This window comes from Vibrio sp. 1-Bac 57 (assembly GCF_037546855.1).
Classification (GTDB): Bacteria; Pseudomonadota; Gammaproteobacteria; order Enterobacterales; family Psychromonadaceae; genus Psychromonas.
The window spans coordinates 18,914-33,552 of sequence record NZ_JALAAC010000018.1 but is presented as its reverse complement, the minus strand read 5'-3'; the positions used below and the strand labels follow the sequence as shown (position 1 = coordinate 33,552).

Sequence of the window (14,639 nt, the reverse complement as noted above, 5' to 3'; positions counted from 1 at the left end):
TTAGAATGCCACATTGTAGTTAATAGAATAGGTACGACCTTGGCCCTGGAACTTAACCAAGTCAGAATTCGCAATCAAAGTACTATAAGTATCTTGGGCACGTTGAGACCATAACGTATCGTATTCTGTATTGAATAAGTTAGTAATACCAAACTGGACTTTACCAACTGGTAATTTAATGCCAGATAATAAATCAACCGTGTTATACCCTTCAAGCTTGCCACCACTTGCATCTTTATAATCAAACATTTGAGTGGTTTGAAGGCGAGTAGCAAATTGTTCAGTATGCCAATTGAGATAAGCGGTTAACTTAGAAGGACTAGCGCTGGCAACTGACAAATCTTGCCACTCTCCATCCACTTTAGTTTCACTAATAATGTAATTAAAGTTCCCCCCCGTGCTAATTTCTTCTGTTAAGTAAAAGTCTAGTTGTGCTTCTAAACCATAAATACGTACTTTATCATCAACAACATTAACGGTTTGATCCGCTTTATTGTAATCAACTTTTTTATCAGAAATAGAGTAATAAGAAGCTAACTGCGCAGAAAATAATTCGTCATTAATACGGTATCCCAATTCAAGCGCATTTGTCTTTACTCCTTCTAATGGATTTTCAGAAACGTTAACGCTGCTGGCTACCGTGCCGTCTGCATTATAAACACCTTGTCCATAATATTTAGCTGGGTCAGGTACTTCAAAACCTTGCGAGAAGTTAAACCATAACTGTTGTTGCTTTGTTAATTTATAAACTAACCCTGCATTAACTAAGGTATTACCGTAAGCTTTTGTTCCCCCCCCTATTGCCTCTGCAGAGGATAAAGAGCCCGTTAATAATTTATATTGTTGAGCCGCGCCAACAAAATCACTTACTTTAACATTCGTATATTGATAGCGAATGCCTGCGTGCACATTCAATGCAGAGTTAACGTCATAATCACCCTGTAAAAATCCAGCAATAGAGGTTGTTGCGATATCAGGGTAACGCCCTGCCGCACCAATACGGTTATTAATTAAACCGCTAGAAGCTAATGCAGTGCTGATATCATAATAAGTTTGAGTCGCAGAGAACTTTTCGTATTCAGCATCGATACCGTACACTAAGCTAAGTGCGTCAGTAGGTTTAGCAGTAAACACCAATTTTGAACCGACCACTTTAGTATCTTGCTCAGATCCCCCTAAAGAAGAGTTAGCAAAATCGGGAAATGGATTGAAACGTAATGATTCTGAGCGATAAAACAATTGTAAATTCATGGTCTGATTATAAAAATCACTATTAATGTAGTTAGCGGCGATTAAATAACGATCAGTTTGTGCTTGGTCATCAAGTTGGTAACCATCGACCATATTGATCTCTTGGCTTGGGTCAGAAATATTACCGTAATTCGTTCCGTAATCCACTCCATAATCACTATCTTGGCCACTATTATAATACTGCGCCATTAATTCCAGACGTTGCGTATCAGTAAGATCGAAACCTACACTACCCAATATATCTACTTGAGATACATACTGAGAGCTAGTTTGTGTGACATCTTGCAACACCATATCACCGTTTGCATCATACATAGCATCAGAGTGGTCATAAGAAATTGCTAAACGAGCATCCAGCGTATCAGTACTTGTTGAGAGAGCTTGAGCGACTTGATATTGCAAATCTTCACTATTATTAAACCCTGATTTAGCACCAACCCAAGTTTCACTATTACCCGATACGTTATTGCCTTTTTTGGTAATAATATTAATGATACCGCCAGTACTACCTCCGCCATACATAGCTGATGCACCAGAGATCACTTCAATACGGGAAATATTAAATGGGTTAATAGAATCAAATTGACGACTGATACTACGAGAAGAGTTCAATGAGATACCATCGATCATCACTAAGGTTTTTCTGCCTCGCATGTTTTGGCCAGAATTGGTTCGAGATTGACTGCCCATATCCAAACTTGGAATTAAGTTGGCTAATAATGCTTTGAAATCAACACCTGATTGCGCTTGCTCGGCAATTTGCTCTTCTTCAATGACCAACACCGTTGCTGCAATATCACTGATACTTTGCGCACTTCGGTTCGCGGTTACAACCATTGCATAACCTTCATCATCGACTTCAGCCTGAGCCAGTAACGGCATCCCTAACATTGCGATAACAATAGGATTTAAGATAAATTTAATTGATTTTGATTTTGATTGCGCTAGTTTCATGGTTAATTCCATTTATATAAATAAGATATTCACATTTAATATTGTCTCAGCTTTCAATACGTTGAAGCCTTACCGCTATAATTAGCAGCTTCATGCTTTACAGAGACCTCGAGTTAATTTTTTAATCTAGTGTTTAAAGTGCAGCTACACACTGTTTGTCTGAACAAGTGACTAATTCGTATTTATATCGTTAGCTTCCTCCCATTACACAGAACCTGAACTGAGTTTATCTAATACAGCAGTGCGTTCAGTGCTTCGGCTTGCTTGAAGGTAAATGGCAAACCAAGTCGCTAACATGCAACTAGTAAGCAAAATAAAACTCACTAACAAGGATTGTTCCCCAAATAATAAAAGTGCCCCTCCTACTAATCCACCAAAAGCATTGCCCAAAGTATGTCCTTGGGAGACCGCCGCTGAGGTGCGCGCTTTATGAAACTGACTAGCATGCATCGCTAACGCGGTATACCAAGCAGGTGCCATCGATAACGCAGCACTGATCAAGATAACCGCAAGCATAAGTTGTTGTTGCAACACAAATAAGCAGCAACCTACAATCAAAGCGGTAGAAATAGTCATTAAGAAGATGGCCGGATAACGGCTAAGAAGACGATACACAATAAATAATGAAATCAGTGCGCTGGCACTGGCAGCAAACAACAGGTGAGCGGTCATCTCTGTCGCTAAAGTGGCGCTGTTGTATTGCGCTAATAATAAAGGACCGAGGCTAAATTGTAATTGTGATGAAAACAAAGAGAGTAAGAGTGCACTGATACACACAATCACTAATAAACGCGGGCTGAAAAAGGAAAACAATGGCGTCGGCGCAATTACTTTACCGTGGTTGATAGCTGTAAATGCCGGATCGAGGTGTTGTTTTGAATCATGACTGAAACAAGCAATGAGCAAAGCAAAGACTGTCACCGTTAAAATAAACCATAAACTAAAATAATCATTATTAATTGGTACAAAAGTTAATAACGGTGCCGTCAGTCTTCCGACATTAGTTGCAATACTAGACCAAACTAAGCGTTCGCCTTTTATATCACCACGTGACAAACTAAGTTGGGCACTAGGAATTATTGCGCTACAGAAAATACCGTGTAAGACACGACTTACACACAGTGCAAATAATAAGAGTGTCCCTGTAAGCTCGCTATATTGTAATAATAAAATAAAGCTAAGTTGAGAAATAATAAAACCCAATAATACCCATTTTACAACTACCAACAGTGATTGTTTCGCGCTAAAACGCTTATCTAACAAATGCCCCCATTGACCGCAAAATGCCATGAAAATAAGGGTACCTAAAGATAAAGGTAATGCTAATTGCAACGCAGTAAGTTGACCCTGTAACATCATTTTAGGGATCAGTATTAAAATCGCACCTTGCAATGCCCCTAATACCCAACATGATAAAACTGCCATCCCTTGCATTACTTATCCTTAATAAAATTATTGATAAATCACAAGCACTTGCGAATAGTTATCATTTACATGCATGGTAATGTAAATGATAACTATTGTCATTAATATTTTGTTTTTTTATTGAACTTTTTTCAAAAACATAAAATATGACGTAGGGGATTAAAAGAAATGAATTAAAATACACAAAAGGACAACACAATTATAAACAGGACTTATCCGCTATTTGGCGGAATTGCTAGTAGATGGCTAACACTCACTAAGGAATAGCAGAAAATGTTACTGAACGTGAAGACCAACCAATAGAAAATACAATGTACTGTAATATCCTGAAATAAAGTGACTTGAAGTGAAGAGAAACAGGAAAAAAAGCGCCTAACTCCGTTAAGCGCTCAAAAATTATTTAGATATTCTTACAATACTTGGGTCGATACCATATTGACTGGCGAGATATTGCAAATAACCGAGATCTTCACACATACTTTTACCAGGCTCATCTGAAATTTTAGCAACCGGTTTGCCATTAACCGTGATCATTTTAATCACAATACTTAATGGTGTGTTGCCTACATCGTTCATTAAATTCGTACCAATACCAAATGTGACTTTAATACGTCCTCTGAATCGTTTCCATATTTCGAGCATACGAGGAAAGTCTAAAGAGTCACTAAACACCAGTGTTTTATTTAGTGGGTCAATGTCCATGCTTTGGTACAAAGCAATGGCTTTTTCTCCCCATATAAAGGGACAACCACTATCATGGCGAAGGCCATCATACAATTTACCAAAATACGGATCGTCAAAGTCGCGAATAAAAGAATCCATTGAATAACAATCTGTTAATGCAGTACCAAGTCGTCCTCTATATTCTCTGACCCAACCTTCTAATGCCGCAGTTTGCGCATCCGCCAAGCGGGTTACTGCTTGCCAGCTTTGAAACCATTCGTGAGCCATGGTACCGAGTGCGGGTAAACCCAGCGTCCTTGCAAAATGAACACTACTTGTTCCGACAAAGGAATCTGGTAATTCAGCTTTCAAGGTTGTTAATACTTCTTCTTGCCAATCTTTACTGGCACGACGCCTTGTTCCAAAATCTATAAAACTAAAACTACTTAAATCACCTTCGGCTTTAAGCAGCGCAATTTTTGAAGCTAATTTTTCACGAGCAATAAATAGGTCGAAACCGCCACAATTAATATAAGTGTGTAATTCACTGATAATAGATAAAGCATAAATTTCAAATAAACTGACGTGTAATAAAGGACCATCAAAACGTAAATTAATATTTTCCCCATCTGAATGTAGGTGTATGAATTTCATATTTAATTTAAAAATACGTAAGAATTCAATATAATCAGGTTTAATAAAAGACAACTTCGCTAGATAATCTAATTCTTCGTCTGTAAAAGATAGCGTACAAATATGCTCTAGTTGCTTTTGAATTTCTGGAATCAAAGGCGTTAAATCTAAGCCTTCCTTATTTCTACATGCAAATTTCCACTGCACATTAACTAGACGGAACTCCGCTGCATGATAAAAAGCCTGCAACATGGTTATTTTATAAAAATCAATATCCATTAAGCTATTAATCAACCAACGATCTATTTTTGTATTACTCATTACAACTCCAGTTCCTGACTATTATTAATCAGTGTTGCACCTGCCATTTGCATTGTTGTACAGGCTATTTTTGTCGATTCACGGTCAACCCCACGGCAAGACGCTAAATTAACAATCACTTTAAATCCAGCCCTACATAACTGTAACACCGATGTTTTAACACAATAATCAGTCGCAAGCCCCCCAACAATAACCACTTCAACCCCTTGTTGTTGCAACCATTCAATTGCACCAGTGCTTTCAGTTTCAGCAAGGTCTTGATAACAAGCACCATAGGGGTGTTTAAGAGGCTGCTCACCTTTTTTAACTAATAAATCGTACTCAGTTTCATTAGGTAACCCAGGTATTAAACTATTTCCTTTTGTGCCAACCACGCAATGCGCTGGCCATTTAATATCCAAACTAGGGTAATCCCCCTCCACTGGCGTCATCACTTGCTCAGCAGATTCCGCTATCCAAGGTGCCTGAGCAGGATGACAATCTTTACTGACTAATCGATAGTCAGCAAACTTAGCTTGAGCATTTAACTCTGGTGCAATTAAATCCCCTTCAACTATCGGTAACTCATCGGGACACAAAGGAGTAAAACCACATTGAGGGTCGATATCAAAACTGGCCGTTTTCGTTTTTACAATTTTGATCATTAAATACTCCTATTTATTTTTTGATGTTTAACAGTGTACGAGCCGAGTAACTGTAATGCTTCATCAAATGACAGCTTTTAGTCACAACTTTTAATTGAAACCTCTGTTGTTAAGGTATTAATTTAAAATCTTGGCGTATTTGATCTATTAAATTTACACAGAAGAACAGCTTGAGAGATTAAGATTAAAAAAGCATTTAGTTTACTCCTGTACACAATGACTGGCAAGGTAGTGGAAATACAGTGTCATGCTATAGCTATGATCATTAAACTATTTTTTATTTACAAAACACCAATAATTATGATTTAAAAGATTCGAGTCAGCTTTAAACCTGATATATAGAATATTGTTTGCAACACCTTAAAAGTCGATTATTCTGTGCAATATCAATTTCTATAAACCACAGCAATGCTAAGGTATTGCTCATTTCACTGAGTTGCGTGCCATTTTATTGAGCTGAGTATGCTTTCAATAACATAAATTAATTTTTATGATGGTTTATGTAGCCTATAGCCCGAACTTTTATTATTCTTAGGCAATTATTCGCTTAAATTATGTTTTAATACGTTTCTGCTATAAAAATATCTATTTTAATTACATCTCAAGGATTTAAATGAACACTGATACACATGTCTCCAATCGATGGTCAAGTCGATACGCGTACGTTTTAGCTGCAACCGGTGCTGCAGTTGGACTTGGTAATATTTGGAAATTCCCCTACATCATGGGTGAAAATGGTGGTGGTGCATTCGTTTTTGTATACCTTCTATGTATCTTTTTAATCGGTATACCTGTGATGATGGCTGAAGTAGTGATCGGTAAACGTGGTCGTTCAACACCAGCGAATGCTATAGCGCATGTTGCTACCGAATCAGGTCATTCCTCTCATTGGTCAATCATTGGCACTATAGGTGTATTAGCGGGTTTCTTAATACTTAGTTTTTACGCAGTAATTGCAGGTTGGGCAGCAGCTTACGTATTTTTTGCTGGCTCAGGCGAGTTCAGTTCTGCGGCTGCAGTACCTGCAACTAATGCAGACGTAATTGGCGCTTTATTTACTGACTTAATTACTAGTGTTTCACAACTGCTTGTTTGGTCTTCATTAACACTTATTGCCGCTGTTTATGTAATTTCAAAAGGTGTAAAAAATGGTTTAGAAACAGCCATTACTTACTTAATGCCATCTTTATTACTACTATTAGTGGGCATTATGCTTTACTCCGCTGTCGTCGGTGATTTTGCATCTGCATTTAGCTTTATGTTCCATATAGACTTTTCTCAGCTTACTATTGAAGGTGCATTAGTTGCATTAGGCCACGCCTTTTTCACTCTAAGCTTAGCAATGGGTATTATGATGATTTATGGTGCGTACCTGCCAAAAGGTGTATCAATTGTAAAAACATCTATTACTATCGCGATTGCCGATACGGTTGTTGCATTAATTGCAGGCTTAGCTATTTACCCAATCGTATTTGCTAATGGTTTAGAGCCAAGTGCAGGACCTGGTTTATTATTCCAATCGCTTCCACTTGCGTTTGGTTCAATGCCATTTGGTGATTTAGTAGGCACACTATTCTTTATCATGATTGTATTTGCAGCCTTTACTTCTGTAATAGCTTTACTTGAATCCCCTACTGCTTACTTAGCTGAACGTCAAAACATGAGTCGTACTAAAGCGGCTATCATTGCTGGTGTAACAGTTTGGCTTTTAAGTCTATTAACTATTTACTCATTTGCAGGCGCAGAATGGACAAAACTATCATTCGGTATGGGCGGAGACATTTTTGAGTTCTTAGATTACATCACGGCGAATATTCTATTACCGCTTGGTGGTATCTTTATCTCAATTTTTGCTGGCTGGGTGATCAAGCCAGAAATTTTGAAAGAAGAGTTCCAAATGTCAGATACAGCTTTCTCGATTGTATTATTGTTACTACGTTTTGTAGCACCAATCGGTATTTTATTAGTATTTGCCAATGCTATCGGTTTATTTTAAACATAAGCTTATTGCGTAAAATAAGCACAATATACTGATTGTTGTGCTTATCATGTATAACAGAATATAAGCAACTCCTTGAGTTGCTTTTTTTTGCTCTCGAAATAGAATATTGGAACGCTTACTTATTTTGATACTTTATCACTACAGGCGATGGTCTTAACACTTTAAGTTAAAATGCATGGCGGATTCAACATTGTATTATGACAATTCCACTAAATAACTGATCAAGCTTGGTTAGCGAATTCAACATTGAAGATCATCACTTCTGGATTATCAATTTTGCAAGCAGAATAAATGTTTGACGCAATATTTAATCACGCACTTAATAGAGTTAGTATTACAGAGAGGTGTTTAGTTTTTTGATAAATAATGCACTTCAAATAAACGAGTAGAACACTGCTATATATGAAGATTATTCAGTTAATCTATCAATTATTTCAAACATAAATACAAGCAATGATGCAACATGAAAGAATTTAAGGAAAATATATAATGGGATTTTTATCAAGTATCACTTCACTTTTTTCAAGCAACACTTCAGAAGCAACAACAACAGCCGAAGAGGCTGCAAGCGTAACCTATAATGGCTTTATTATTACGCCTGCCCCCATAGCAGAGGGCGGACAATTTCGAGTAGCAGCGACGATCACTAAGGGTGAAGATGAAACATTACAAACGCATCAATTTATACGCTCTGATTTAGTAGGTAGTCGTGACGAATGTATTGAGATCACCATTAGAAAAGCAAAAATGACCGTTGATCAATTGGCAGACTCCCTATTCAATTAGTTTATTCCTTGAACAGCAAGAATTGAAAGTTGAAAGTCAATTATAAAAGAATTTCATCGCACCTTTTTAATTAAGATCTTGTTTTATTGAGGAGCTTATTTTATTAAATGAGCTCCTCGTTATCATCACTTAAATAATTTCAAATTATTTGTCATTGTCTCACTCACTTTATTAAACACGCGCAGTTCTTCCTGAGATAACCCTTGTAGCATCTGCTGTTTGATTTTTGCTTGTGCCTCAGAAAGTTGCGTAGCTAGCACTTCTCCATCTTTTGTCAGTGACAGGATCAAGCTACGTTTATCTTCGGGATTTGCTGTTTTAGTGATCCATTTATGCTCAATCATTTCTTTAATCAATCGCGCTATTTGTGATTTATCTTTGTCAAAAAAACACACAATATCGTGCGCGGTACAGGATTCATTTTTTTTAATAAAAGATAAACATTTTACATGCATCGAATTCAACCCAATTTCATTAGCTTTCAGTTCTGAACGCATCGCTAGACGATAGCAATGAACGATATTGAAAACAGCATCTGAACTAAAGTCATTTTTCATAGAGGGCACCTTTAAAGTTAGTTGACATTATCAACTTAAATATATTATAGTAGACTTTATCAACTAAAGTAGCTTAATTCAAGGAAAACCCTATGCAACCTAAAAAACCAAATAAGAATAAGCGATTAACGCATGTTTCACAGGTGATTGACCTTTCACCGCATTTACGTCGCATTGTTGTTACAGGTGATAGCCTTAACGATTTTCCGATTGACCAAGAAGGCTCCTATGTCAAAGTTGTAATAGAAAAAGAAGGTGAAGTCGTCATGCGTTCATATACGATTCGACTATTTGACCAAGAAAAAAATGAACTATCTTTAGACTTTGTCATTAATCGTCATCAAGGTCCAGCGACTGACTGGGCTCAAAATGCGAAAATAGGTGATAGCATTGGTATTGCAGGTCCAGGTCCAATGAAGATAACAAATTATGATCACCACAGTTATCTACTTGTGGGTGACTTAACCTCAATGAATGCATTAAATGGATATATTCCAAAATTCAAAAAAGAAGCCAATATTAAAGCCATTATCGCAGTGCCTAATCGTAAAGACATTATAAAAATGGATTATGATGATTCGCGTAACACACACTGGTTTATTGAAGATGAAGCTACAATGACATTAGAAGAAACGGTACTCGAGGCAGCTAAGAATATGGCAAAAGATAGTCATGTATTCCTAGGATTAGAAGCCAGAAGTATCCGCGCGCTACGACCTGCTTTACAAGAAGAGATAGGCTTTGATCGCTTAAATATCTTTGCCGTGGGCTATTGGAAAAAAGGGGTTAATGCTGATCGTTTTGGAGTAGAAAAGCGTAATAATCCACTGTAATAAAAGGCTAGTTCACCGGAGACAATTTGATTAAATTAAAATGTTAATGAGCTAAATAACAATAGTTTAGTATTTTTGACTACCGGTCATATATATTATTTTCAGTTTACTATGACTCATTTAGCTTTCATTATGCTTTCATTATTTAAAATTAAGAATTTAGTATTAAAGAACAAGCACGCCTTTAAATCACAATCTCTAAAGGCTGTTGTTCTTAGATCTTTCTTTCCATAAGAGACAATTCTCGTTGAAAAATGCCTATTCGTAAAATTATCCTCGGTGCTAAATGATCAAAACTTGCTATAGCTTACAGAAACGACTGCCTTTAATTGCAACATCACTAGTAGCGATTAATATGTTATCTCTGTTTCACTCAAATTGCATTTATTGTTGTTCATATAAGTTAGCCGGTGTACTCGTCACTATTCAGATACAAAAAGTTTAACAATAAAAATTTTAGTTAATCAACGAGTTAAATTACTTATTGAGTACGATATTCTGCAATATGCAGTGAAATGTTTTTAATCATTATTTGGGGTATTTATGAAATTAGAATCACTTGCGTTACACCATGGTTATGAATCAGAAGCGACCACTAGAGCAGCAGCTGTGCCTATCTATCAAACCACTTCTTATACTTTTGATGATACCCAACACGGTGCTGATCTATTTGATTTAAAGGTACCTGGGAATATCTATACGCGCATAATGAACCCAACGACCGATGTATTGGAAAAGCGTGTCGCTGCAATGGAAGGCGGTATCGCGGCACTAGCAGTCGCATCCGGCATGTCAGCCATTACTTATGCTATTCAATGTATCTGTGAAGTTGGCACCAATATCATCAGTACCAGTCAACTTTACGGTGGGACTTACAATCTATTTGCTCATTCATTACCTAAACAAGGCATTGAAACCAGAATGGTTTCTTATGATGACTTTCAAGGGTTTGAAGATGCAATAGATGAAAATACGCGAGCTATCTTCTGTGAATCAATCGGTAATCCGGCCGGTAATATTGTTGATTTGCAACAGCTAGCCGATATAGCGCATCGCCATGGATTACCATTAATTGTTGATAATACAGTAGCAACACCAGTGCTTTGTCGCCCTTTTGAGTTTGGTGCTGATATTGTAGTGCATTCTCTGACTAAATATATTGGCGGCCATGGTACCTCCATTGGTGGTGCAATCGTCGATTCAGGCAAATTTGACTGGGTTGCTAACAAACAACGTTTTGCCGTATTAAATGAGCCAGATCCTTCTTATCATGATGTGGTTTACACTGAAGCCTTTGGACCAGCTGCTTTTATAGGTCGTTGCCGCGTAGTACCTTTACGTAATACAGGCGCTGCTATCTCACCGATGAACTCATTCCAAATTATGCAGGGGCTAGAAACGCTGTGTTTACGTATGGAGAGACATTGTGAAAATGCAGAGAAACTTGCCACTTATTTAAGTAACCATGAAAAAGTCGCTTGGGTTAATTACGCCGCACTTGAAAGCAGTGCTTATTACCAAACTTGTCAAAAGATTTGTGGCGGTAAAGCTTCCGGTGTATTAAGTTTTGGCATTAAAGGTGGCGCTGAAGCTGGCGGTAAATTTATTGATGCACTACAAATGATTTTACGTCTTGTGAATATCGGCGATGCAAAATCCCTCGCTTGTCACCCTGCATCCACCACTCACCGTCAACTTAATGCCAATGAGCTAAAAGCGGCAGGTGTGAGTGAGGAATTAATCCGTATTTCAGTAGGGATTGAAAACATTGTTGATATCATTGCTGATGTAGAACAAGCATTAGCGAGCGTTTAAGCATTAATTAGCCAATACCCAGAATCATCACCTTCATTAAGGTGGTGATTATTTAGCTCAAGCAATTACTCAATCGCTTCTTGTTGTTGTTTTACAAGCTCAGAAACTCGGTCACTTGCCCAACTTTCTAGTCGCCAATTCTTAATAAAAGCACAATGCCCCCCTTTCTCTTGCAACTCTATGGTTAACCAAGGCGAGCTAAATAATTCATCCAATTGTTCAGCAGGGATCATAGGATCATCTGCCGCAGCAATAATGGTTGTCGCAATCGCCAATTGACTAAGGCTCTCACCCAATATTGAATAAGCATCGAAATATGCTTGAAGACTTTTAAATGGCGTATAACCTAATACAAAAAACTCATTCATTTGATCCAATGTTTTTAATTTTTTTAACTTATCGCCGTAATCAAAATGATCGTGATGTTGTAATTTTTTGAATAATGAATTTTTCCATCTTTTTACAAAATATTGCTCATACACAGGAAAACCCGTATTCAGCTTTTGCATCGTTGTTGTAGGATGTAATAATGGGCAAATGGCAATGGCTTGGTGCAAATTAATATGTTCAACCTTAGCGACATTAGCCACGCGTAAACAAAAATTACCGCCAAGCGAATAACCACACAAAACATTATGCCCCCCTCCAAATCGCTCGCAGAGATATTTAACAGCTTCCACTACTTCTTGCAAACGTGTTGAATTAAACAAATCTTTATTGAGGGACTGCGTACCGCCATGATCGCGAAAATTTAAACGGAAAACATCATAACCATCATTTAATAATTTTTGACCATTGGAGAGTACATATAAAGACTCTGAGCACCCTTCCCACCCATGTAAAATAATGGCGAGGCCTTTGCTAGAAACCTTAGTATGACTTTTTGTTAGAAAGCCCAGTAGTTTTACACCTTGAGGTGTTGTGATCACATGTCGTTCAGCCGTTTTTAATAATACAGAAGCACGTCGTTTCTCTAATAGGTTTCTCGGCCCAGTGCTGGACAAAATAGATTGTAAATGCTGATTGCTAAGCCCTTTGGCTGGTTTAAATTGACTCAATTTTTTTACCCATATATTTTCACAATAAAAGCGATATACATAAACAGATTTACCCTGATCACAGAAATCAGTAAACTAGCCGACATTATATTCAAATGGAATTGTTATTCATGCCAATACTTATTGCCGTCACCTTTTTATGGGCTTTTTCTTTTAGTTTAATTGGCGTTTACCTAGCCGGACAAGTCGATGCATGGTTTTCAGTGCTAATGCGAGTTGCGTTAGCGACAATAGTCTTTTTACCGTTTTTAAAACTACAACAAATCAGCATAAAAGTCGCGTTACAATTGATGGTCTGCGGTGCATTCCAACTCGGCATTATGTATGGCTTCTATTATCAATCTTTTTTATACCTTTCAGTCCCGGAAGTTTTACTGTTTACCGTAATGACCCCAATTTATATTACGCTGCTGAATGACTTATTAGATCGAAGATTCAATGTCGGTTTTATTATTAGCGCATTATTAGCGGTTATTGGCGCGATTGCTATTCGTTATGAGGGTATTGATCAAGGATTCTTGAAAGGGTTATTAATAGTGCAAGGTGCCAATTTATGTTTTGCAACGGGGCAAGTTGGCTACAAACGTATTATTGCAAAAGAGCGTGAAGATTTGCCACAACGTACAGTCTTTGGATGGTTTTTCATTGGCGCATTAACCGTCGTGATCCCTTGTTATTTAGTACTTGGCGATCCCGATAAATTACCGACAACCACCCTACAATGGTCAATTTTGTTTTACTTAGGTATCGTCGCTTCTGGAATAGGTTACTTTGCTTGGAACAAAGGGGCAACGATGGTTAATATCGGTACATTAGCGGTGGCTAATAATTTATTAATTCCAGCAGGCATTATTGTCAATGTGTTATTTTGGAACCGAGATGCTGATATTTTAAGATTATCCATAGGTGCTGGCATTATCTTATTAGCGTTGGTAGTCAATGATAAATTTAATCAGAAAATTCATAAGCCTAACGTAGAATAACTAAAAAAGAATAGAAAGGGTTAACCATCTCACGGACTATTTTATAAATGCTCACTATAAAAATAGTCCAACACCTCATTTTTCATGCCCACTCTCATAACTAGATGAAGTTAATAGATGAAAATTTGAAAATGTTTATTGCATAGACCAAACAGCTGCATGTAATTCAAACGCATTTTGCCTATTAATGAACCACATTATTCAGCTATTACTCTACAACCTTCATTTAAATCAAATACATATCATATATCTATCTCTTTACAGGTTCATATATTGATCTATGATAACTTTCTTTAGTACACTCCTTTGCAAAAAATAATGCTTGTAACTCACTGTTTTAAAATATTAGTTGCTCTAAAAAACGAGCTGCTTTAAAAGACGAGTTTTGCATTAGATTGAATGTTTAAAGCATAACAAAGGTTTTGATATGAATAATAATATGAAGTTGTTTTATTTGGTTTTAGTGATCACAGGGTTATTTTGTACCGTGGTAGAAACGCTCACTTCACTACAACATAAATCACCTTCTTTGTTTTTACCTGTTGCGATTCTACTGTTTTTTACGGGGATCATTGGCGTATTTAATATTAAGCGAGCAGAGAAAAAAGCAAGGGTCGTTAAATCTGCAAAATAACAGCGTCTGAATCGGAATACCTGCTCAAAATAACCTACTCAAAATAACAACGTCAACAATCAGAATAGCTATCTCAAAAA

At 37.1% G+C, this 14,639-nt stretch carries 12 protein-coding genes; 6 read left to right on the top strand and 6 right to left on the bottom strand.

Features of this window, described 5'->3' with window-relative positions:
• From MT391_RS12690 to MT391_RS12675, 4 genes are all read right to left on the bottom strand, one after another.
• A complete protein-coding gene (locus MT391_RS12690) occupies window positions 1–2,205 on the bottom strand; it encodes a TonB-dependent receptor (RefSeq protein WP_499498362.1) in 2,205 nt (734 codons plus the stop codon).
• A 204-nt stretch (window positions 2,206–2,409) separates the two neighbouring features.
• Complete coding sequence (locus MT391_RS12685) at window positions 2,410–3,639, bottom strand: MFS transporter (RefSeq protein ID WP_499498360.1); 1,230 nt, start codon at window positions 3,637–3,639, stop codon at window positions 2,410–2,412.
• A 387-nt stretch (window positions 3,640–4,026) separates the two neighbouring features.
• Window positions 4,027–5,247, bottom strand: coding sequence for a nicotinate phosphoribosyltransferase (gene pncB, locus MT391_RS12680; protein ID WP_499498358.1), 1,221 nt, complete (start codon window positions 5,245–5,247; stop codon window positions 4,027–4,029).
• Window positions 5,247–5,891 (bottom strand): isochorismatase family protein, encoded by a 645-nt coding sequence (locus MT391_RS12675; protein WP_499498356.1) that lies wholly within the window; start codon window positions 5,889–5,891, stop codon window positions 5,247–5,249. Before MT391_RS12675 ends, pncB begins: the two co-directional genes overlap by 1 nt.
• A gap of 613 nt (window positions 5,892–6,504) precedes the next feature.
• Between MT391_RS12675 and MT391_RS12670 the strand changes: the two genes are divergently transcribed.
• Both MT391_RS12670 and MT391_RS12665 read left to right on the top strand, forming a co-directional pair.
• Window positions 6,505–7,887: a sodium-dependent transporter gene (locus MT391_RS12670; protein ID WP_166372461.1), complete on the top strand. Its 1,383-nt coding sequence runs from the start codon at window positions 6,505–6,507 to the stop codon at window positions 7,885–7,887.
• 495 nt (window positions 7,888–8,382) lie between these two features.
• A complete protein-coding gene (locus tag MT391_RS12665) occupies window positions 8,383–8,679 on the top strand; it encodes an HlyU family transcriptional regulator (protein ID WP_166372460.1) in 297 nt (98 codons plus the stop codon).
• A 125-nt stretch (window positions 8,680–8,804) separates the two neighbouring features.
• Here MT391_RS12665 and MT391_RS12660 read toward each other — a convergent pair whose 3' ends face one another.
• The gene (locus tag MT391_RS12660; protein ID WP_499498355.1) at window positions 8,805–9,236 is read right to left on the bottom strand and encodes a MarR family winged helix-turn-helix transcriptional regulator; all 432 of its coding nucleotides are present in this window, start codon (window positions 9,234–9,236) and stop codon (window positions 8,805–8,807) included.
• A gap of 92 nt (window positions 9,237–9,328) precedes the next feature.
• Between MT391_RS12660 and MT391_RS12655 the strand changes: the two genes are divergently transcribed.
• Together MT391_RS12655 and MT391_RS12650 are read left to right on the top strand one after the other, a co-directional pair.
• A complete protein-coding gene (locus MT391_RS12655; protein WP_499498353.1) occupies window positions 9,329–10,069 on the top strand; it encodes a siderophore-interacting protein in 741 nt (246 codons plus the stop codon).
• 543 nt (window positions 10,070–10,612) lie between these two features.
• A complete protein-coding gene (locus tag MT391_RS12650) occupies window positions 10,613–11,884 on the top strand; it encodes an O-acetylhomoserine aminocarboxypropyltransferase/cysteine synthase family protein (RefSeq protein ID WP_499498352.1) in 1,272 nt (423 codons plus the stop codon).
• A gap of 65 nt (window positions 11,885–11,949) precedes the next feature.
• Here MT391_RS12650 and MT391_RS12645 read toward each other — a convergent pair whose 3' ends face one another.
• Window positions 11,950–12,942, bottom strand: a complete 993-nt coding sequence (locus MT391_RS12645; protein WP_499498350.1) for a YheT family hydrolase — start codon at window positions 12,940–12,942, stop codon at window positions 11,950–11,952.
• A gap of 110 nt (window positions 12,943–13,052) precedes the next feature.
• Here MT391_RS12645 and MT391_RS12640 point away from each other — a divergent pair, with 110 nt between their 5' ends.
• Window positions 13,053–13,925, top strand: a complete 873-nt coding sequence (locus MT391_RS12640) for a carboxylate/amino acid/amine transporter (protein WP_166372455.1) — start codon at window positions 13,053–13,055, stop codon at window positions 13,923–13,925.
• A gap of 427 nt (window positions 13,926–14,352) precedes the next feature.
• Entirely contained in the window at window positions 14,353–14,559 is a 207-nt protein-coding gene (locus tag MT391_RS12635; protein ID WP_499498348.1) for a hypothetical protein, read from the top strand.
• Window positions 14,560–14,639: the final 80 nt, after the last annotated feature.

What these genes read in the sequence shown, in the direction of transcription:
- MT391_RS12690 (WP_499498362.1), bottom strand. Translation starts at nt 2,205, where the DNA reads ATGAAACTAGCGCAATCAAAATCAAAATCAATTAAATTTATCTTAAAT.
- MT391_RS12685 (WP_499498360.1), bottom strand. Translation starts at nt 3,639, where the DNA reads ATGCAAGGGATGGCAGTTTTATCATGTTGGGTATTAGGGGCATTGCAA.
- pncB (WP_499498358.1), bottom strand. Translation starts at nt 5,247, where the DNA reads ATGAGTAATACAAAAATAGATCGTTGGTTGATTAATAGCTTAATGGAT.
- MT391_RS12675 (WP_499498356.1), bottom strand. Translation starts at nt 5,891, where the DNA reads ATGATCAAAATTGTAAAAACGAAAACGGCCAGTTTTGATATCGACCCT.
- MT391_RS12670 (WP_166372461.1), top strand. Translation starts at nt 6,505, where the DNA reads ATGAACACTGATACACATGTCTCCAATCGATGGTCAAGTCGATACGCG.
- MT391_RS12665 (WP_166372460.1), top strand. Translation starts at nt 8,383, where the DNA reads ATGGGATTTTTATCAAGTATCACTTCACTTTTTTCAAGCAACACTTCA.
- MT391_RS12660 (WP_499498355.1), bottom strand. Translation starts at nt 9,236, where the DNA reads ATGAAAAATGACTTTAGTTCAGATGCTGTTTTCAATATCGTTCATTGC.
- MT391_RS12655 (WP_499498353.1), top strand. Translation starts at nt 9,329, where the DNA reads ATGCAACCTAAAAAACCAAATAAGAATAAGCGATTAACGCATGTTTCA.
- MT391_RS12650 (WP_499498352.1), top strand. Translation starts at nt 10,613, where the DNA reads ATGAAATTAGAATCACTTGCGTTACACCATGGTTATGAATCAGAAGCG.
- MT391_RS12640 (WP_166372455.1), top strand. Translation starts at nt 13,053, where the DNA reads ATGCCAATACTTATTGCCGTCACCTTTTTATGGGCTTTTTCTTTTAGT.
- MT391_RS12635 (WP_499498348.1), top strand. Translation starts at nt 14,353, where the DNA reads ATGAATAATAATATGAAGTTGTTTTATTTGGTTTTAGTGATCACAGGG.